Raw genomic sequence first — 19095 nt, 5'->3', positions numbered from 1 at the left:
AGTGACCATCGCCGCGCCGGAGCGCCTACGATGGTTCGAGACCGTCTAGGGGAGCGTTGATCCGTGTCGATTCTGGAAAAGGTCCTTCGCGCCGGCGAGGGCCGCATGGTGCGTCGGCTGAAGGCCATCGCGGCCGCCGTCAACTCGATCGAGGACGACTACGTCAACCTCGACGACGACGAGCTGCGCGGCATGACCGACCAGTTCAGGGAGCGCCTCGCCGACGGCGAGACGCTCGACGACCTGCTGCCCGAGGCGTTCGCGGTGTGCCGCGAGGCCGCCTCGCGGGTGCTCGGCCAGCGGCCCTACGACGTCCAGGTGATGGGTGGCGCGGCGCTGCACTTCGGCAACATCGCCGAGATGAAGACCGGTGAGGGCAAGACGCTCACCTCGGTCATGCCGGTCTACCTGAACGCGCTCGCCGGCAAGGGCGTGCACGTGATCACCGTGAACGACTACCTGGCCGAGCGGGACGCCGCCTGGATGGGCCGGGTGCACGAGTTCCTCGGGTTGAACGTCGGGGTGGTGCTGCCCAACCGGCCCGCCACCGAGCACCGCGCGGCCTACGAGTGCGACATCACCTACGGCACCAACAACGAGTTCGGCTTCGACTACCTGCGCGACAACATGGCCTGGTCGAAGGAGGAGCTGGTCCAGCGCGGCCACTTCTTCGCGGTGGTCGACGAGGTCGACTCGATCCTCATCGACGAGGCCCGCACCCCGTTGATCATCTCCGGTCCGGCCGAGCACTCCGCCCGGTGGTACCAGGAGTTCGCGACCGTGGTGGCCCGCCTCCAGCCCGGCACCGACGGCGAGGGCGACTACGAGGTCGACCACGCCAAGCGCACCATCGCGGTCACCGAGTGCGGCGTGGCCCGGGTGGAGGACCGGCTCGGCATCGACAACCTCTACGAGTCGGTCAACACGCCCCTGGTCGGCTACCTGAACAACGCGATCAAGGCCAAGGAGCTCTACAAGCGCGACAAGGACTACATCGTCAGCGACGGCGAGGTCCTGATCGTCGACGAGTTCACCGGCCGCATCCTGCACGGCCGCCGCTACAACGAGGGCATGCACCAGGCGATCGAGGCCAAGGAGGGGGTGGAGATCAAGCAGGAGAACCAGACCCTCGCCACCATCACCCTCCAGAACTACTTCCGCCTCTACGAGAAGCTCTCCGGCATGACCGGCACGGCCCAGACCGAGGCGGGCGAGTTCAACAAGGTCTACAAGGTCGGCGTGGTGACCATCCCGACGCACCGGCCGATGGTCCGGATGGACCGGCCCGACGTCATCTACAAGACCGAGAAGGCCAAGTTCAACGCCGTCGTCGAGGACATCGCCGAGCGGCACGAGCAGGGTCAGCCGGTGCTGGTCGGCACCGTCTCGGTGGAGAACTCCGAGATCCTGTCGCACATGCTGCGCCGCCGCGGCATCCCGCACTCGGTGCTGAACGCCAAGTTCCACGCCAAGGAGGCGGAGATCGTCGCCCAGGCCGGGCGCAAGGGTGGGGTCACGGTCGCCACCAACATGGCCGGCCGCGGCACGGACATCCTGCTCGGCGGCAACCCCGAGTTCCTCGCCGCCAACGAGCTGCGGCAGCGCGGCCTCGACCCGGTCGAGCAGCCTGAGGAATACGCCAAGGCGCTGGAGGAGATCCTGCCGACCTGGAAGCAGGCCTGCGACGCCGAGGCGGAGGAGGTGGCCGCCGTCGGTGGGCTCTACGTGCTCGGCACCGAGCGGCACGAGTCCCGCCGGATCGACAACCAGCTGCGCGGTCGCGCCGGCCGGCAGGGCGACCCGGGCGAGTCCCGCTTCTACCTGTCGCTGCAGGACGAGCTGATGAAGCGGTTCCGGGCCGGCGCGGTCGAGGCCGTGATGGACCGCTTCAACATCCCGGAGGACGTGCCCATCGAGTCGAAGATGGTCACCCGCCAGATCAAGAGCGCGCAGGCCCAGATCGAGGGGCAGAACGCCGAGATCCGGAAGAACGTCCTGAAGTACGACGAGGTGCTGAACAAGCAGCGCCAGGTGGTATATGCCGAGCGTCTCCGGGTGCTCAACGGCGAGGATCTCTCCGACCAGGTCCGCAACATGATCGACGACGTGGTCGGCGCCTACGTGGTCGGCGCGACGAGCGACGGCTACGCGGAGGACTGGGATCTCGACCAGCTCTGGTCCAGCCTGAAGCAGCTCTACCCGGTCGGCGTCACGGTCGAGGAGCTGGAGGAGGAGGTCGGCTCCCGCGCCGGCCTCGACCAGGACTTCCTGCTCGCCCGCCTCAAGGAGGACGCGAACGCCGCGTACGACAGGCGGGAGGAGCAGCTCGGCGAGGAGGCGGTCCGCCAGCTCGAGCGGATGGTCCTGCTCCAGGTGATCGACCGCAAGTGGCGTGAGCACCTCTACGAGATGGACTACCTCCAGGAGGGCATCAGCCTGCGGGCCTACGCCCAGCGCGACCCGGTCATCGAGTACCAGCGCGAGGGCTTCGACATGTTCGCCACCATGATGGACGGCATCAAGGAGGAGACGGTCGGCTTCCTCTACAACCTCGACGTGCAGGTCGAGGAGGCCGAGCCGGAGGCGGAGGAGGAGGTGCAGCTGCTGGAGAAGCCGGTGGAGATCCGGGCCAAGGGTCTCAACCGCACCCCGCAGCAGCAGGGCCTGCAATATTCCGCGCCCGCCGTCGACGGGGAGGCCGGTCGCGGCGCCCCGGTGATCGAGCGGGCCGAGCAGCAGGCGCCGGCGTTGGGCATCGGCCAGCCGTCGGAGCGTCCGGCCGCCTCGACGCCGCGCCGGTCCCCGGCCGGGGCGAGTGGTCAGGCGGTCGCCGCGAGCACCGCTCGACGGGCCGCGTCGCCCCAGACCGACGGCGGCGAGGGCCCGTCCCGGAACGCGCCGTGCCCGTGCGGCTCCGGCCGCAAGTACAAGCGCTGCCACGGCTCGCCCAACGGCGGTAACTGATCTTCAGCGCATCGCCCGACGGGCCCCGGCCACCGGCCGGGGCCCGTCGGCGTCCCGCCGTCCAGCAGCAGGGCAGGCGCCGTTTCCCCGAAGTGGTGTGGATCAGGGCGTCACAGGACGTCCAGCACGAGGCAGAGCCAGTTGCCTCGGCGGTGCTCGAGGCGCAGGGCGATCGCCCAGCTGGCGTCGCCCGCGCCGGCGAACACGGCGGTGGCCTCGACCGCACCGGCCCGGGGCTCGCACACCCGCAGGCGGCGTAGGAGCAGGGCCGGCCGGGCGCTGCGGCGGCGGACCGGGGTCACCCGCCGGGCCGCCCGGGTCAGCGCGGCCGAGACCCGGCCGGCGGCGTCGGGCAGGCAGAGCGGCCGGATCTGCCCGGGCGGCCGGAAGCCGTTGACGATCTCCAGGAACGTGCGGACGAACCGGTGTGCCGCCCGGGCCGCCTCGGGTGAGGCGGTGGCGAGCGCGGACACCGCCGGCCCGCCGGGCAGCCGGCCGACCGGGAACCCACCCGCCGCGCCACCTGCGGTCGCGGTGCCGTCTGCCGGGCCGCCGGGGGCCACGTTGACGTGGCCGGACACGCCGGAGGCCGGCGGGTGGGTCCGGCCGGGCGGGGTGTCGGCCGTGCGGCCCGGCGGTCGGCCGAGGTCCCGGCGGCGCGGATCGATCAGGTCGAGGGCGAGCTGGCCGTGGCTCCAGACCGGGTCGTCGTCGGTGCACGGCGGGTCGAGCGGCGGCGCCGGCCGCAGCCGGGCGGGTGGACGCGGTGACCGGGGACGGCGGGTGTCGACCATGTGAGCCCTCGAATCCTTGCGTTTGCCTTCGTTTGCCTCTAACAAGTTCTCATTTTTGGCTACCGAAGGCGCGGGCGTCAATGGCCGACGGTCAGTGCGGGGTCACTCCGCGTCGCGCTCGCCGAGCGGGTTGCCGCGGACCCACTCGGCGGTCTCGGCGTACTTGCGCTCGATGTATTCCTCCAGCCGCGCCCGCTCGACCCGCCACTGGCCCCGGCCGCCGATCTTGATCGCGGGCAGCTCACCGCTGCGCACCATGTGATAGACCTGCGAGTCCGAGACGTTCAGCTCGGCGGCGACGTCGGACAGCAGCAGGAATCTCGACTCCACGATGACTCCCGAGGTTGGCTTCGTTTGCCTCAGTTTGCCATCACGCCACGACACCGCCCAGGCCCGCCTCGGCGGACACACCGGCCGGAGACTTCTCCTGGACCGGTGCGGGGTGTATGACGGTGACGGCGTACGGCATGATCGGCGCCCGGAGCCGGCGCCCGCCGGCGGACGGCGGAGAGTGCGGGGAGAAACCGGTGACCGACGAGCTTGTCCGGGTGTACCTGCCGGGGACCGTGCCGATGCTCGCCCGGCTGCGCGACGAGGGCCTGACCGTCGAGGCGGCGCACGCCGTCACCCCGGAACTGCGCGAGTGGTATGCCGAGGGCGACGAGGAGGAGTTGGAGTACGTGGCCTTCACCCGGGCCGCCCAGGACGCGCTGCTGCTGTTGCGGGCCGATCCCGCCGCCCCGCGGCGGCGGGTGGTGGTCTCGGCCGACCTGCCGGCCGGCGCGGTCGGTCGGGGCGACGGCGAGCTGGGCTCCAGCGTGATCCGGCCGACCGGGCCGGTGCCGGTGACGTCGATCGCGGCGATCCACGTGGACGGCGCGGAGGCCGCCGAGGACGTGGCCGCCGCCGTCGACGTGGTGGCGGAGGCGCAGGCCGGCGACCCGGACGCCCAGTTCACCGTCGACGGCGTCGAGGACCACGAGCTGGAGTGGTACGACGTGACCGAGCTGGACCTGCTGCTGCGCGACGTCGGCTGAGGCGACCGGCTCAGGCCGCCGGCTCGTCCTCGTCGACGTCGACGCGCGGGCCGAGCGTGCGCCCGAACGCGATGAGCGTGGTGAGCGCGCCCACGAAGAGCACCCAGATCCCGTTGTCCACCCGCGAGGTGCCGAGCGCCGTCTGCGCCACCTGGTCGGCCTCGCTGAGCGCGGCGGCCAGGTCGAGCAGCCCGCGCCCGCCGATCCGGATGATCACCTCGGTGAGCAGCAGGAGCAGCCCGGCACCGGCGCCGGCCACCAGGTAGGCGGGCCAGCGCAGCGGCGTCGCCGCGCCGTCGCGGCGCTCGGCCCGACGGCGCGACCAGGTGAGGTAGAGGTAGGCCACCAGGCCGGCGAGCAGGCCGGCGAGCAGCGACTCGGTGCGGGACACCCACTTGGCGGCGTCGAGCACCGACTGCTGGGTGTCGCCGGCGCCGAACAGGTCGGAGAGCGGGTCCCGGGCCCGGCTGAACAGCACCACGAAGAGTTGCGCGGCGAGCGTGGCGGCGGCGATCCCGGCCACCACCCGCGCCTGGCGCGCACCCGCGGTAGCCCCGCCGATGATCGCGGCCGCGGCGGCGGTGCCGGCGAAGGTGTTGGTGGTGGCGTTGTCGGCGTACGTCAGGTTGATCGCCACCGCGGCGACGAGCCCGACCAGCAGCCCGGTGGCGACGGTGGTGAGGAAGCGCAGGGAGGGGCGGCCGAGCCGGTTGGTGGCGGCCAACGCGACCGCCGCGCCGGTGACCAGCGCCGCGGTGATCACGCCGGGGAGCGCGTACGCGGAGAGGCTGATCGCGGTCACCCCGGCCGCGGTCGAGGTGATCGCCTCCCGGGTGGACCAGAGCATGGCCACCAGCCAGGCCAGTGAGAGCACGGCCAGCGGCAGTGCTCCCGGCGCGTACCCCGGTCGGCCGCTCGCCGGCGCGTCGTCGTCGGCGGCCTGGTCGGTGGCGGGCGGCTCGACGGCCTCGGGCCGGTCCGGCTCCGCGGCCGTGGAGCTGCCGGGCTGGTTGCTCATCGTCTCCCTTTCGACGCACGCCGGTTCCCCCAGCGCCGGGCCGGGCAGGTCACCGACCATCCAGGGTACGCGGCGCGTCCCGCCGGCCGGTGCGGGCGGGCGCTGCGGCCGCCCGCCCGGATCGGCGCCACGTCGCCGAGGTGGCGCCTTCCGGAGCACGACGATGCCGCCACCTCGCCGAGATGGAGTGGATCAACGTCGGAAAGCCGCGGACCCGCGCGGGCCGCCGGGACCGTGGCCCGGCGTGGGGAGGGCGAGGCGGGGTCGGGGAGCGGGCCAATGGGGTGCCGAAGAATCGCTGGTCGGATGAGCCGATGGCCGACGTTTCGTCAGAAGCGAGGGGGCCAGGGTGAGGGTACGAAATTGGGCGCGGTGTCCGTCGTGCGGTGCCGCCCCCGGGGAGCGCGGGTCTCCGGCCGGGCCGCGTGAAACAATCGGCGCAGGTCCCGCCGCCGCGACCGGTCCACCGCGCGGTGTCCGGCATCCGGCCGCCCGGCCGGGGCCCGCGGGTCCGGTTTCGCCATCGCCGTCGAGATCGCACAGGAGCCTGTGATGGACGCCGTCTTCTCCGTCCCCGAGCCGCGCAACGAGCCGGTCCACACCTACGAGCCCGGCAGCGCCGACCGGGAGCGGCTCCAGCGGCGGCTGGCCGAGCTGGCCGCCGAGCGGATCGAGCTGCCGATGACCATCGCCGGCGAGCAGCGGATGGCCGGCGGTGAGTCGACCGACGTGGTCCAGCCGCACAAGCACGCGCACGTGCTCGGCGTCACCGGGCACGCCACCCACGACGACGCGCGTGCCGCGGTCCAGGCGGCCAAGGACGCCGCGCCGATGTGGCGGGCGCTGCCGTTCGAGGAGCGGGCCGCGATCTTCCTGCGCGCCGCCGACCTGCTCGCCGGCCCGTGGCGCGACACGCTCAACGCGGCCACCATGCTCGGCCAGTCCAAGACCGCGGTGCAGGCCGAGATCGACGCCGCCTGCGAGCTGATCGACTTCCTGCGGTTCAACGTGCACTTCGCCCGCCGGCTCCTGGCCGAGCAGCCGATGTCCTCGGCCGGCGTGTGGAACCGCTTCGACCACCGGCCGCTGGAGGGCTTCGTCTACGCGGTCACCCCGTTCAACTTCACCGCGATCGCCGGCAACCTGCCGTCCGCGCCGGCCATGCTCGGCAACCCCGTGGTCTGGAAGCCGGGCCCGACGCAGCAGTTCGCGGCGCACTTCACCATGCGGCTGTTCGAGGCGGCCGGCCTGCCGCCCGGCGTGATCAACATGGTCACCGGGCGGGGCGAGGAGGTCTCCGACGTGGTGCTCGCCGACCCGGACCTGGCCGGCATCCACTTCACCGGCTCCACCAAGGTCTTCCAGCAGCTCTGGCGGACCGTCGGTGACAACATCGCCCGCTACCGGGGCTACCCCCGGCTCGTCGGCGAGACCGGTGGCAAGGACTTCGTGGTCGCGCACATGAGTGCCGACGTGGACGCCCTGCACACCGCGCTGCTGCGGGGCGCCTACGAATACCAGGGGCAGAAGTGCTCGGCCGCCTCGCGGGCGTACGTGCCGCGCTCGATCTGGGAAGGTGGGCTGCGGGACCGGCTCGCCGCCTCCGCCGACGCGCTGACCTACGGCGACGTGACCGACTTCAGCAACTTCGGCGGCGCGGTGATCGACGACAAGGCGTTCGGCCGGCACACCGCCGCGCTGGAGCTGATCAAGGGTGACGACAGCTGCCGGGTCCTGGCCGGCGGCACCGCCGACGACTCGGTCGGCTGGTTCGTCCGGCCGACGCTCTTCGAGTGCTCGGACGCCGCGCACGAGACCTTCACCACCGAATACTTCGGCCCGATCCTCGGCGTGCACGTCTTCGACGACGCCCGGTTCGACGAGGTGGTCACGCAGGCCGAGTCGATCGCGCCGTACGCGCTGACCGGGTCGATCTTCGCGACCGACCGCCGGGTGGTCGACCAGGTGGCGGAGAGGATGCGGTACGCGGCGGGCAACTTCTACGTCAACGACAAGCCGACCGGGGCGGTGGTCGGGCAGCAGCCGTTCGGCGGCGCCCGGGCCAGCGGCACCAACGACAAGGCCGGCTCCTGGCACAACCTGGTCCGCTGGACGTCGCCGCGGACGATCAAGGAGACCTTCGTCCCGCCGACCGACCACACCTACCCGCACATGGGCTGACCTGTGCGAAGAGGCCCGCCTCGACCATGAGGCGGGCCTCTTCCCTACCCGACAGTGCACTCTGGACCGCCTAGGAGTGGCGAAAACGGCAAATCCTGGACGCCAGAGCCGACAAAGTGGCAGCTTAGAGGGCATGGCGGATTCCGGAGTCAACCCGACGGCGGCGGCCCTGCTGGGTCTGCTGCACGACGGCCCGATGACTGGCGGTCAGTTGATGGCCGCTGCCGAGCGCCGGCTGGCGCCGTACTGGTCGATGACCCGCAGCCAGGTCTACCGGGAACTTCCGGTCCTGGCCGAGAAGGGTCTGGTGCGGCTCGGCAAGCCCGGGCCGCGGATGAGCCAGCCGTACGCGCTCACGGCGGCCGGGAAACGGACATTCTCCCGCTGGTTGGCGGAGAATCCCGGCAAGGACACCATCCGTAACCCGATCGCGCTACGGATGGCCTTCGGCAACCTGCACTCGTCGAGCCAGCTCAAGAACCTGTACGCCTCGGCGAACGAATACCACACCGAGGCGCTGGCGGCGGTGCGCGAGCAGGTCAAGAACGCGAAGAAGGAAGGCGACAGCTACGACGCCAGCGCGCTGGAGTTCGCGGTCGCCTACCACCGGGCGGCGCTGTCCTGGCTGAAGACCGCACCGGTCGGCTGACCACCTGCGCGAGGTTGACGGACCGACGCAGTACTGTTGTCTGTCGTGACCGCTGCCGATTACGCCGAACAGCTCAAGGAACTCGACGCCACCCTGCGCAACATCGAGGCCGTGCTCGACCTCGACAAGCTGCACGAGCAGAAGGCCCGCCTGGAGCAGGAGGCCTCCGCGCCCGACCTGTGGGACGACCAGGCCAAGGCGCAGCAGGTGACGTCGCAGCTCTCGTACGTCAACGGTGAGATCGGCCGGCTCGGCGACCTGCGCTCCCGCCTCGACGACGCCGGGGTGCTGCTGGAGCTGGCCCAGGCGGAGTCCGACCCGGGCGCGCTGACCGAGGTCGAGTCGGAGATCACCGGGCTGACCAAGGCCATCCAGGAGATGGAGGTCCGCACGCTGCTCTCCGGCGAGTACGACTCCCGGGAGGCGCTCGTCGCCATCCGGGCCGGCGCCGGCGGCGTGGACGCGGCGGACTTCGCCGAGATGCTGCTGCGGATGTACCTGCGCTGGGCGGAGCGCCACGGCTACCCGACCGAGGTCTACGAGACGTCCTACGCCGAGGAGGCGGGCCTGAAGTCGGCGACCTTCACGGTGAAGGTGCCCTACGCGTTCGGCACGCTCAGTGTGGAGTCCGGCACCCACCGGCTGGTGCGGATCAGCCCGTTCGACAACCAGGGTCGCCGGCAGACCAGCTTCGCCGGCGTCGAGGTGCTGCCGGTGGTGGAGCAGACCGACCACATCGACATCCCCGAGAACGAGATGCGGATCGACGTCTACCGCTCCTCCGGCCCGGGTGGGCAGAGCGTCAACACCACCGACTCGGCGGTCCGGATCACGCACATCCCGACCGGCATCGTGGTCACCTGCCAGAACGAGAAGTCCCAGTTGCAGAACAAGGCCTCCGCGCTGCGGGTGCTCCAGGCCCGGCTGCTGGAGCGCAAGCGGCAGGAGGAGCAGGCCAAGATGGCCGGCCTGAAGACCGACGCCGCCGGCTCGTGGGGCGACCAGATGCGGTCGTACGTCCTGCATCCTTATCAGATGGTGAAGGATCTGCGTACCGAGCAGGAGACGGGCAATCCGTCCGCCGTCTTCGACGGTGAGCTGGACAGCTTCATCGAGGCGGGAATCCGCTGGCGGAAGCAGCAGCAGCTCACCGCTGACGGTGCGTGATCACGCTCCGACGCAGCGCGTCATCGATCTCGTGCTGACCCGGTAAATCGATGACGCGAACCGCATCTGCGGGGCGTGGGGCTTGGCTCTGCGGTTACACCGCGTAGACTCTCGACCCGTGATTCAGCTTGAGCAAGTGACGAAGACGTACCCGAAGGCGTCCCGGCCTTCGCTCGACAACGTGTCCGTCTCGATCGAGAAGGGCGAGTTCGTCTTCTTCATCGGTCCATCCGGCTCCGGCAAGTCCACGATCATCAAGTTGCTGCTGCACGAGGTGACCCCCAACAAGGGCCGCGTCGTGGTCAACGGCAAGGACGTCACGTCGATGCGTTCCTGGAAGCGACCCCACTTCCGGCGTTCGATCGGCTGTGTCTTCCAGGACTTCCGGCTGCTGCCGAACCGCACCGCGTACGAGAACGTGGCGTTCGCGCTGGAGGTGATCGGCAAGACGAAGGCGGTCGCCCGTCGGGTCGTGCCGGAGGTGCTGGAGCTGGTGGGTCTCGGTGGCAAGGAGCACCGCTACCCGCACGAGCTCTCCGGTGGTGAGCAGCAGCGTGTCGCGGTGGCCCGGGCGTTCGTGAACCGGCCGCTGATCCTGCTGGCCGACGAGCCGACCGGAAACCTGGACCCGGACACGTCGATCGAGATCATGCGCCTGCTGGACCGGATCAACCGCACCGGCACGACCGTCGTGATGGTCACGCACGACTCCAACATCGTGAACCAGATGCGCCGCCGGGTCATCGAGATCGAGAGCGGCCGCATCGTGCGCGACCAGGCACGCGGCGTCTACGGCTGAGCCTGACGACGGCGCGTAGACCCTGACGACGAACACCTCACGCCGGAGAGCCGGAGGAATATCCCGATGCGGATGAAGTACGTCCTGTCCGAGGTACTGGTCGGACTGTGGCGCAACGTCACCATGACGGTCGCCATGATCATCACCATGGCGGTGTCGCTGTTCATGCTGGGCGGCAGCGGCCTTCTGTACCAGAAGGTCGGCGACATGAAGGATCTCTACTACGAGAACGTCCAGGTCTCGATCTTCCTGAAGACCGACGCGCCCGAGGACCAGCGCACCGCGCTCCAGGCCAAGCTGGAGGCCGACCCGCTGGTCAAGGACATCGAGTTCGTCGACAAGGACCAGGCGTACAAGCGCTTCCAGCAGATGTACGCCGACGCGCCCGACCTGGTCAACGCGGTCAAGGCCGACCAACTGCCGGAGTCGTTCCGGATCACCCTCAACGACCCGCAGCAGTACAAGCAGATCTACGACCAGTACAAGACCGCCGAGGGCATCGACACGATCGTCGACCAGTCCAAGCTGCTCGACAAGGTCTTCGGCGTGCTGACCGGCATCCAGAACGGCGCGCTGGCGCTGGCGATCGTGATGGCCGCCGCCGCCCTGTTGCTGGTGGCGAACACCATCCAGGTGGCCGCGTACAGCAAGCGTCGTGAGGTCGCGGTCATGAAGCTGGTCGGCGCGTCCAACTGGTTCATCCAGGCGCCGTTCGTGCTGGAGGCGGTGGTGGCCGGTCTGATCGGCTCGATCCTCGGCCTGCTCGCGCTGATCGGCGTGAAGACGGTGGCGGCCGGCAGCTCGATGGCGGCCCTGGAGGGCCTGATCACCCCGATCTCCTGGTCCGAGATCTTCCTGACCTTCCCGCTGATGGCCGCCGTCGGTGGTCTGGTCAGCGCGATCACCGCCTGGGTCACGCTCCGCTTCTACCTGCGGGTCTAGGTACCGTACGGCTCTCCGCGGAGCCCTCCCGCGCCGGAATAAACGGCGCGGGAGGGCTCTTGTGGTTCCGGTAGCATGATCTTCGAACGACTGGAAGGGGGTGGCGCCGGTGCCACGGGAGAAGGGTCGCAAGGTGGTCGCCTCCAACAAGAAGGCGCGCCACGACTACGCCGTCCTCGACACCTACGAGGCGGGCATGGCGTTGACCGGCACCGAGGTCAAGTCGCTGCGGGCCGGGCGGGCGTCGTTGGTCGACGCGTTCGCCCAGGAGCGCGACGGCGAGCTCTACCTGCACGGCATGCACATCCCGGAGTACGCGCAGGGCACCTGGACGAACCACGAGCCCCGGCGGACCCGCAAGCTGCTGCTCAACCGGCTGGAGATCAACCGGCTGTTGGGCAAGCTCAAGGAGAGCGGGCTGACGTTGGTGCCGTTGCAGGTCTACTTCTCCGACGGCTGGGCGAAGGTGGAGATCGGCCTGGCTCGGGGTAAGAAGTCCTACGACAAGCGCCAGGACCTCGCCAAACGGGACGCCGACCGGGAGATCCAGCGGGCGGCCGGCCGGCGCGGCAAGGGCATGGACGACTGACCCGCCGGCCTCGGGATGAATCCGGTTGCGGCAGGCGTTACGCTTGTCGGTGCCACCACATCAGGTGGCCCGTCGAGGGGGTGACTGGTTTCGACTTCGTACGCAGCGACAGGGGAAGCGAGCCGAGGAAGCCGACGTCGTCTCGAAAATCGGTCGTCGGAAACCAATAAGCGCCAAGAACAATCGCGCTGACTTCGCTCTCGCCGCCTGAGGCGAGTAGCAAGTCTGTCGGCCTGGGAGTGCCTTCGACCCAGTTAGCCGGCATCAGCTAGGAGGCTGGCCAATCGGACCCGGTCGCGGGGTCCGTGCGGCGAGATCAATCAGCGACTGGGCCCGTCACACCAACTTGCTCGCGTGAGCGGTGGGGCCGAGTAGAGGCACAGCGAGCTGCGCTCGGAGAAGCCCTGACAAACCGGCGAAGGACCCGGGTTCGATTCCCGGCACCTCCACCACCCTGTGCGCCCCGGTCCACCGGACCGGGGCGCACAGTCGTCTTCCGGGGCAGCCGGTGCCGATGAGCCAGATGAGGTGATGCCCGGCGCCTCGCCGACCGGCGGCGGCGGGACGTCGGGCGTGTCGCGGCGAACGGTATGCACCGGTCTCGAGCGACATGCCGGAGAGTCATATTCATGACCAGGAGGTATACCGTTGAGAAGTAGGTTGTTCCTTTGGGGGCATCACGTCGCGTGACGGCCGTCGACGGGACGGTGGGGAACCGATCGGGCCCGCGCGTCGTCCGATCCGTATGCGCCGATCTCTCGCCCTGCTCGGGCTGCCGCTCCTGGTCCTCTCCGGTTGCGCTGCGCCCGGCGCCGGCTCGGCACCGCCCACCGCCCCGGACCAGCGGCCGGAGTTCACCCAGCGGGCCGAGGAGGTGGCCGGGCGCTGGCGCCCCGGGCCGCGGTGGCACCAGGGATACGTCCCGCTCCAGGACGCCACCGTGCTCGCCGGCGAACCGGGCTTCACTGACGAGACGAAGGTGGCCTTCGCCGCGGGGTGGTACCGGGACCAGATCCGGATGCCGACCGCGGTGCCACCGGACGGCACCATCCGGTTCCCCGACGGCGTGTTGCGGGTGCCGCTGGTCAGCGCCGCCGACGCCTACGCCCAGCTCGACCAGGGGGATCCGCCGCCCTGCGACGGCCGGCCCGGCGCGCCGTCGGGGCCCGGACGGCCGGCGGCGGGCGGGCCCACCGTCGAGCCCGGTCCGGATTCCCCGGTGTCGACGACCGCGCCCACGCCGTGCGTGCCGCTCACCGTCACCGCGGCGCGGCTCGACACCACGCCGGTGTGGACCAGCCGGGGCCGGGTCGACGTGCCGGCCTGGGTGTTCACCGTGGACGAGCTGACCGCGCCGGTGGTCCGGGTGGCGGTAGCGCCGCGCGCGGTGGGCGATGCGCCAGGCGGCGCGGCGGACGGCCGGCGGTTGCCGGACGGTCTGGTCGCCGCGCAGGAACTGCGGGCGGTGGCGGGCAACCGCCTCGACTACGTGGTCGGCGTCGGGGCCTGCGACGGCGCGCCCACCCCGCTGCTGCTGGAACGGCCGGACGTGGTGGTGGTCGGCGCCTCGGTGGTCAGGTCCACCGTCATCTGCACCGCGCAGCTCGTCCTGAAGCCGGTGAGCGTCACGCTCGCCGCCCCGCTGGGCGCCCGGACCGTGCTCGACGTCGGCAGTGGTGCCCCGCTGCTGCTGCGCGCCGGCTGAGTCACAGGATCCGGGGCACCTCGGTGCTGATCGGCACCGGCAGCACCGTGGGCCGGTCCGCGGCGAGCGCGTCGGCGAGCGCCACGTTGAGCCGATCCGGCGACACCGCCGCGACCGCCGCGCAGCCGTAGCCGCGCGCCACCGCCGCCACGTCCAGTCCGGGCAGGTCCAGCCCGGGCACGCCGGGGGTGTGCTTCAGCTCGGCGAACGCCTTCAGGATCGCGTACTGCTGGTTCACCGGCACCACGACGGCGAGCGGCAGGCGCAGCCGCGCCGCGGTCCACAACGCCTGCACCGAGTAGTGGAACGAGCCGTCGCCGATCACCGCGACCACCGGTCGGCCGCGCCCGGTGTCCCGCTCGGCGAGTGCCAGGCCCACCGCCGCGGGCAGCCCGAAGCCCAGCCCGCCGCTGGCCATGGTGAAGTACGAGCGCGGCCGGTCGATCCGGAGCCGTCGGCGCAGCGCGGACAGGTTGGACGGTGACTCCTGCACCAGCACGCCCTCCGCCGGCCAGGCGTCGGCCAGCGCGGCGAAGAGTCCGTCCGCGCTGGGCGGGTCGGCGGGCTCCGGCGGCGCCGGCGGCTCGCGCGGCGGGGGCGGCGGCCGGTCGGTCGGCGGCAGCAGCTCCCGCAACGCGGTCATGGTCAGCCCGGGATCGCCGAGCAGGCTGTCGCCGACGGGTGCCCGGCCCGCCTCGTCGGGGTCGTCGGTGACGTGCAGCAGCCGGGCGTCGCCGGGCAGGTAGTCGCCGGGCACGTGCGGGTAGTAGCGGAACACCGGCGCGCCGACCACCAGCACCGTGTCGTGCCCGCGCAACGCCTCCGACAGTGGCCCGATCGCATAGGGCAGCACGCCCCGGAACTGCGGGTGGCGCTCGGGGAAGACGCCGCGCTCCGGCGCCGGGGCCGCCCACACCGGGGCGGCCAGCCGCTCGGCCAACGCCACGGCCGCCGGCCAGGCGTCGGCCCGGTCCACCGCCGCGCCGAGCACCAGGACCGGGGCGCGGGCGGCGGCGAGCGCGGTGGCGAAGCCGCGCAGCCGGTCCGGGTCCGGCCCGATCCGCGTGGCGACGGTACGCACCTGCGGCGGCGGGTCGGCGGTCCGGTCCCAGTCGTCCATCGGCAGGGAGAGGAAGACCGGCCCGGCGGGAGGTTGCACCGCCGACGCGTACCCCCGCATGAAGGCCGCCGGGATATCCTGCGCGCGGGCCGGTTCGTGGGCCCACTTGACGTACGGCTGGGCCAGCTCGACCGCCCGGGGGCTGGCCAGCCGGGGTTCGATCAGCAGCATCTCGCGGGTCTGCTGGCCGGCGCTGACGATCAGCGGGGTGCGGTTGTGCCACGCGGTGACCAGGTTGCCCATGCCATTGCCGGTGCCCGGCGCGGTGTGCAGGTTGACGTGCGCGGGCCGGCCGGTGCCCTGGGCGTAGCCGTCGGCCATGGCGACGGCGGACGCCTCCTGGAGTGCGTGCACGTAGTGGAAGTCGGCCGGGAAGTCGGCGAGGAACGGCTCCTCGGTCGAGCCGGGGTTGCCGAAGAGGGTGGTCAACCCGAGCGCGCGCAGCAGGTCGTAGGTCGCCTCGCGCACCGTCGCCATCGCCTGAATCTAGCGGGCGGAAGCCGACTTTTCGGGCGCTTCGGGGTCTCCGGGCAGCGGGAACGGGAGCCTGATGCCGTCCAGCGCGGCCCCGCAGGGACAGCCCCGCTCGGTGGGCAGCGCGGCGACCGCGTCCAGCAGCAGCGCGCGCAGGCGGTCGGTGTTCTCCGCGAAGACCCGGAACACCTCCTCCTGGGTGACCGCCTCACCCGCCTCGACACCCGCGTCCAGGTCGGTGACCAGTGCGATCGACGTGTAGCAGAGCGCCAACTCGCGGGCGAGGACCGCCTCCGGGTGCCCGGTCATGTTGACCACGGTGCCGCCGATCGAGGTGTACCAGCGCGACTCCGCCCGGGTCGAGAAGCGCGGGCCCTCGACCACCACCACCGTCCCACCGTCCACCGCCGGCACGTCCCGCCTGGCCGCCACGTTCAGCAGCGTCCGTCGCCCGGCCGGGCAGTAGGGGTCGGCGAAGGAGACGTGCACCGCGCCCCGGTCGTAGTAGGTCTGCGCCCGCCCGCTGGTGCGGTCGATCAACTGGTCCGGCACCACGAACGTGCCCGGGCCCAGCTCCGGCCGGAGGCCGCCGACCGCGCAGGGCGCCAGCACCTGGCGTACGCCCAGCGAGCGCAACGCCCAGAGGTTGGCCCGGTAGGGAATCCGGTGCGGCGGGTGCCGGTGGTCGCGTCCGTGCCGGGGCAGGAACGCCACCCGGCGCCCGCCCACCTCGGCGATCGTGACCGGATCCGACGGCGCGCCGTACGGGGTGTCGAGGACGTGCTCCACCCCGTCGAGCAGGGCGTAGAGACCCGACCCGCCGATCACCGCCAGTTCGGCCTCCGCAGCCATCCGACCCTCCCTCGATCCGTTGCGATCACCCGCCGGTCAGACCTTAGCCAGCGGGCGGGACGCAAGCTATGGTGCGTGACATGGCGTCGACAGGGTGGACGGTTGGCGGCGTCGGGCCCGCACGGGCGCACGACTGACGGGTGTCGGACATGCAGGGTGAGGGGCAGGCGATCGGTGGCCGAGCCATGGAGTCGATGACCGGACGACTGCTGGTCGCGACACCTGTGCTCAAGGACCCGAACTTCGACCGTACGGTCGTGCTGCTGGTCGCCCACGAGCCCGGCGGTGCCCTCGGTGTGGTGCTGAACCGGGCCACCGAGGTCCCGGTGGCCGACGTCCTGGGCGACTGGAGCGATCTGGCGCGGGAACCCGCGGTGCTCTTCGAGGGCGGTCCCGTCCAGCCCGACTCCGCCATCTGTCTGGCCCGGATGCGCCACCCGGTCAAACCGGTGAAGGGCTTCCACCGGGTCTCCGGTGCGGTCGGCACCATCGACCTCTCGGTCGACCCGGAGAAGCTGCGCGACGCGGTCGGCGGGATCCGGGTGTTCGCGGGCTACTCCGGCTGGGGCGCCGGCCAGTTGGAGCGGGAGATCGAGGAGGGGTCCTGGTTCGTGCTGGACGCGCTGCCCGGTGACGCCTTCGTCGACCGGCCGGACGACCTCTGGCCGATGGTGCTGCGCCGCCAGGGCGGCATGATGGCGGCGGTGGCCCACTTCCCGCCCGACGTGGCGCTCAACTGACCCTCGCCGGGGGGACCCCCCGCGAGATGACCATGCCTGGCGGCGTGTGTATAGTTCTTCCCGTGCCCGGGCGACCGGGGACGACCGCAAGGGGCCGTGGCGCAGCTGGTAGCGCACCACACTGGCAGTGTGGGGGTCAGGGGTTCGAGTCCCCTCGGCTCCACCTTGTGTTTGTGCAGGTCAAGCGGCATTTCTCATCGAGGAATGCCGCTTTTCTTGATTTTTTGGTCACAGATTTGGTCACGCAGCGCCCCACACTGCGCTGCGGCAGCCAGTGTTGAAGCGCCCGAGGAAGTCGCCTCTGAACAGGGGTTATTGCTGCCCCTCGGGCCGTCCGAGGTGCCCAGGTCGAAATGTGGGGCGCAGATTGGTGTGGTGCGGCGGGTGTCGCTGAATGCCGCTACGTGCGGATCCGCCGCTGTGTTACCCGCTCGATGCCTGTTCTCGGGGACGGACATCACAGCGGGTGATCATGGACTGGTGGACGTTCGGGGCCCCGGCCGCTGCCGAAGCGCTCAGGGTTGCCCGTGTCGTGCAGGCGGTCGTGTCGATCGATGAGGGATGGTCTGAACGTGCCGTCCAAGACAGTTGATCATCACCGGCCATGCAGCGCGTCGTCGAGATGGTACCGTGCGTGATCGCGTTCGGCGGTGTCTACCACGGCGGTCCTACCATCCGGCGATGCGTCGCCAGCTGATCTGGTGCGCTTGTTGAGGGCGTCAGCTGACCGTGAGCTAATCGGCAGACGCGGTGGGCCAACAGGTTGGCTCGGGTTGCGCGCTGCGGTTGTCGCGGTCGAGCCGAGTGGTGCAGCGGTGAACAGTTGCCGCCGGACGGCGGGAGGCATATTGACCGGACGTAGGAGGCGCTGCCGCGTCAATGCACGGTTGGGTGGCGGGCGGTGCCGATTGACGGTGGCGGCATGCGTACGTGGTCTGTGGGCTCAGCCGGGCAGGGTTTCGATCGGCTGGCCGGTGAGCGCGGCGATGAGGTCGAAGTCCTTGTCGACGGCCAGGACGGTCAGGCCGGTCTTTTCAGCGGTCGCCGCGATCAGCAGGTCGGGGATTGACGGGGCGCGGTGCTGGCCGCGGTCAGCGAGCAGCATCTGCACTTCCAGTGCCCGGTCTTCGATGGCAGGTGTGAGGTGTTCGACTGGCATCAGGGACAGCGGTGGGGCGGCGAACTGTCGGCGTCCCGCTTCTCCGGAGCGTGCGGAGTAGCCGAGTTCGAGGCGGGTGATGGTGGAGAGTCGGACGAGCCCGCGGCTGATGCGTGCGCTCCACTCGTCGCGGTTCGTCGTTTGGCCCAGTTGGAGTCGTACGTACGCGGACTTGTCGATCAGCCAGCTCGTCACCGCCACGCTGCCTCCATCACCGTGGGGTCGGCGAGATCAGCGAATGCCTCTGCGGACCGTTGCCAGTCCTCGGCTGTGACCGTCCGCTCGCCGGCGGGGCTGATGTTCTCCTCGAACTTGCGGCGTAGGTACTCGTTGCGAGACAGTCCGAGGCTGGCGGCTGCCGCGTCGATGCGGTCGACGGCTTCTTGACTGAGATCGCGGACGAGGATGTTGGGCATGTGACACCTCCCTCGGGTGTTATCACGATATCATGCTGGCGGTGACGTGGGACGGATCCGACCGCCGCTCCTACCTCCCTGATAAGAAACTTGTGCTGCAGGCCCAGGCCCAGGCCGAGGCCGGTCTCGGCCCGGAGCACTGCTCCTTCATGAAATCTTTCGGCTTCCGGGTGGTGGTACAGGGGCGACCCGTACGTGCTATCGTGCTCGTTCTCCGGCCTACCTATACTCGGCGGCAGCCGAGGGCCTTGAAGACTACGTGCCGGCCGATGTACGCAGGCCGTCACAGCGATCCAGCTGCTCATCAGTCGCATCGACGCAACTCAGTCCCGCCGTCGTTGACACTTCGCCTTGACTGTCCCTTGGATGACAGCAGGTCTCGTCGGCCCAGCCGTCACTGCGCCTGTACGAGGTGTGACACGGTGCTGACGGCGGACGCTTGCGATACTGAGATGACATCTTCGAGGGCGAGCCTGTTGTTGGCCGCTG

General features: G+C 70.8%; 17 protein-coding genes, 1 tRNA gene and 1 other RNA gene. 12 read left to right on the top strand and 7 right to left on the bottom strand.

The features are described 5' to 3' along the window. Nucleotides 1–63 precede the first annotated feature (63 nt). Nucleotides 64–2964, top strand: a complete 2901-nt coding sequence (gene secA / locus O7618_RS19800) for a preprotein translocase subunit SecA (RefSeq protein WP_278107593.1) — start codon at nucleotides 64–66, stop codon at nucleotides 2962–2964. A 110-nt stretch (nucleotides 2965–3074) separates the two neighbouring features. Here secA and O7618_RS19795 read toward each other — a convergent pair whose 3' ends face one another. Both O7618_RS19795 and O7618_RS19790 read right to left on the bottom strand, forming a co-directional pair. Next, complete coding sequence (locus tag O7618_RS19795; RefSeq protein WP_278107592.1) at nucleotides 3075–3758, bottom strand: Rv3235 family protein; 684 nt, start codon at nucleotides 3756–3758, stop codon at nucleotides 3075–3077. Between the two features lie 102 nt (nucleotides 3759–3860). Continuing rightward, nucleotides 3861–4091, bottom strand: coding sequence for a helix-turn-helix domain-containing protein (locus O7618_RS19790; protein ID WP_278110079.1), 231 nt, complete (start codon nucleotides 4089–4091; stop codon nucleotides 3861–3863). 194 nt (nucleotides 4092–4285) lie between these two features. Between O7618_RS19790 and O7618_RS19785 the strand changes: the two genes are divergently transcribed. After that, nucleotides 4286–4795 (top strand): hypothetical protein, encoded by a 510-nt coding sequence (locus O7618_RS19785; RefSeq protein ID WP_278107591.1) that lies wholly within the window; start codon nucleotides 4286–4288, stop codon nucleotides 4793–4795. A gap of 10 nt (nucleotides 4796–4805) precedes the next feature. On the opposite strand, the gene O7618_RS19780 is transcribed toward O7618_RS19785, so the two are convergent. After that, the gene (locus O7618_RS19780; RefSeq protein WP_278110078.1) at nucleotides 4806–5813 is read right to left on the bottom strand and encodes a hypothetical protein; all 1008 of its coding nucleotides are present in this window, start codon (nucleotides 5811–5813) and stop codon (nucleotides 4806–4808) included. Between the two features lie 552 nt (nucleotides 5814–6365). Between O7618_RS19780 and pruA the strand changes: the two genes are divergently transcribed. The 8 genes from pruA to O7618_RS19740 all read left to right on the top strand — a co-directional run bounded on the left by pruA (nucleotide 6366) and on the right by O7618_RS19740 (nucleotide 13845). After that, nucleotides 6366–7994, top strand: coding sequence for an L-glutamate gamma-semialdehyde dehydrogenase (pruA, locus tag O7618_RS19775; RefSeq protein ID WP_278107590.1), 1629 nt, complete (start codon nucleotides 6366–6368; stop codon nucleotides 7992–7994). Nucleotides 7995–8127: 133 nt separating this feature from the next. Continuing rightward, the gene (locus O7618_RS19770; RefSeq protein WP_278107589.1) at nucleotides 8128–8643 is read left to right on the top strand and encodes a PadR family transcriptional regulator; all 516 of its coding nucleotides are present in this window, start codon (nucleotides 8128–8130) and stop codon (nucleotides 8641–8643) included. Between the two features lie 45 nt (nucleotides 8644–8688). Further along, the gene (gene prfB, locus O7618_RS19765; RefSeq protein ID WP_278107588.1) at nucleotides 8689–9810 is read left to right on the top strand and encodes a peptide chain release factor 2; all 1122 of its coding nucleotides are present in this window, start codon (nucleotides 8689–8691) and stop codon (nucleotides 9808–9810) included. A 118-nt stretch (nucleotides 9811–9928) separates the two neighbouring features. Next, nucleotides 9929–10609: a cell division ATP-binding protein FtsE gene (gene ftsE, locus O7618_RS19760; RefSeq protein WP_013284225.1), complete on the top strand. Its 681-nt coding sequence runs from the start codon at nucleotides 9929–9931 to the stop codon at nucleotides 10607–10609. 66 nt (nucleotides 10610–10675) lie between these two features. Continuing rightward, complete coding sequence (gene ftsX, locus O7618_RS19755; protein ID WP_278107587.1) at nucleotides 10676–11551, top strand: permease-like cell division protein FtsX; 876 nt, start codon at nucleotides 10676–10678, stop codon at nucleotides 11549–11551. 109 nt (nucleotides 11552–11660) lie between these two features. Next, nucleotides 11661–12140: an SsrA-binding protein SmpB gene (gene smpB / locus O7618_RS19750; RefSeq protein WP_278107586.1), complete on the top strand. Its 480-nt coding sequence runs from the start codon at nucleotides 11661–11663 to the stop codon at nucleotides 12138–12140. A 76-nt stretch (nucleotides 12141–12216) separates the two neighbouring features. After that, nucleotides 12217–12592: a transfer-messenger RNA gene (ssrA, locus tag O7618_RS19745) on the top strand. A 293-nt stretch (nucleotides 12593–12885) separates the two neighbouring features. Beyond that, nucleotides 12886–13845: a hypothetical protein gene (locus O7618_RS19740; RefSeq protein ID WP_278107585.1), complete on the top strand. Its 960-nt coding sequence runs from the start codon at nucleotides 12886–12888 to the stop codon at nucleotides 13843–13845. Between the two features lies 1 nt (nucleotide 13846). On the opposite strand, the gene mdlC is transcribed toward O7618_RS19740, so the two are convergent. Together mdlC and O7618_RS19730 are read right to left on the bottom strand one after the other, a co-directional pair. Beyond that, nucleotides 13847–15442, bottom strand: coding sequence for a benzoylformate decarboxylase (gene mdlC / locus O7618_RS19735; RefSeq protein ID WP_278107584.1), 1596 nt, complete (start codon nucleotides 15440–15442; stop codon nucleotides 13847–13849). A 9-nt stretch (nucleotides 15443–15451) separates the two neighbouring features. Beyond that, entirely contained in the window at nucleotides 15452–16291 is an 840-nt protein-coding gene (locus tag O7618_RS19730) for an S-methyl-5'-thioadenosine phosphorylase (RefSeq protein WP_278107582.1), read from the bottom strand. 149 nt (nucleotides 16292–16440) lie between these two features. On the opposite strand from O7618_RS19730, the gene O7618_RS19725 reads away from it, so the two are divergent. Further along, nucleotides 16441–17031, top strand: coding sequence for a YqgE/AlgH family protein (locus O7618_RS19725; protein ID WP_278110077.1), 591 nt, complete (start codon nucleotides 16441–16443; stop codon nucleotides 17029–17031). Between the two features lie 90 nt (nucleotides 17032–17121). Then, nucleotides 17122–17194: transfer RNA gene (locus tag O7618_RS19720), tRNA-Ala, on the top strand. A 780-nt stretch (nucleotides 17195–17974) separates the two neighbouring features. Here O7618_RS19720 and O7618_RS19715 read toward each other — a convergent pair. Together O7618_RS19715 and O7618_RS19710 are read right to left on the bottom strand one after the other, a co-directional pair. After that, nucleotides 17975–18391 (bottom strand): PIN domain nuclease, encoded by a 417-nt coding sequence (locus tag O7618_RS19715; protein WP_278107581.1) that lies wholly within the window; start codon nucleotides 18389–18391, stop codon nucleotides 17975–17977. Continuing rightward, the gene (locus O7618_RS19710) at nucleotides 18382–18606 is read right to left on the bottom strand and encodes a hypothetical protein (RefSeq protein ID WP_109904169.1); all 225 of its coding nucleotides are present in this window, start codon (nucleotides 18604–18606) and stop codon (nucleotides 18382–18384) included. The genes O7618_RS19715 and O7618_RS19710 overlap by 10 nt, the downstream gene beginning before the upstream one ends. Nucleotides 18607–19095 lie beyond the last annotated feature (489 nt).

The organism is Micromonospora sp. WMMD980, from assembly GCF_029626035.1.
Lineage (GTDB): Bacteria > Actinomycetota > Actinomycetes > Mycobacteriales > Micromonosporaceae > Micromonospora.
The sequence above is the reverse complement of the archived record's forward strand: the minus strand, read 5'-3'. Positions and strand labels throughout refer to the sequence as shown.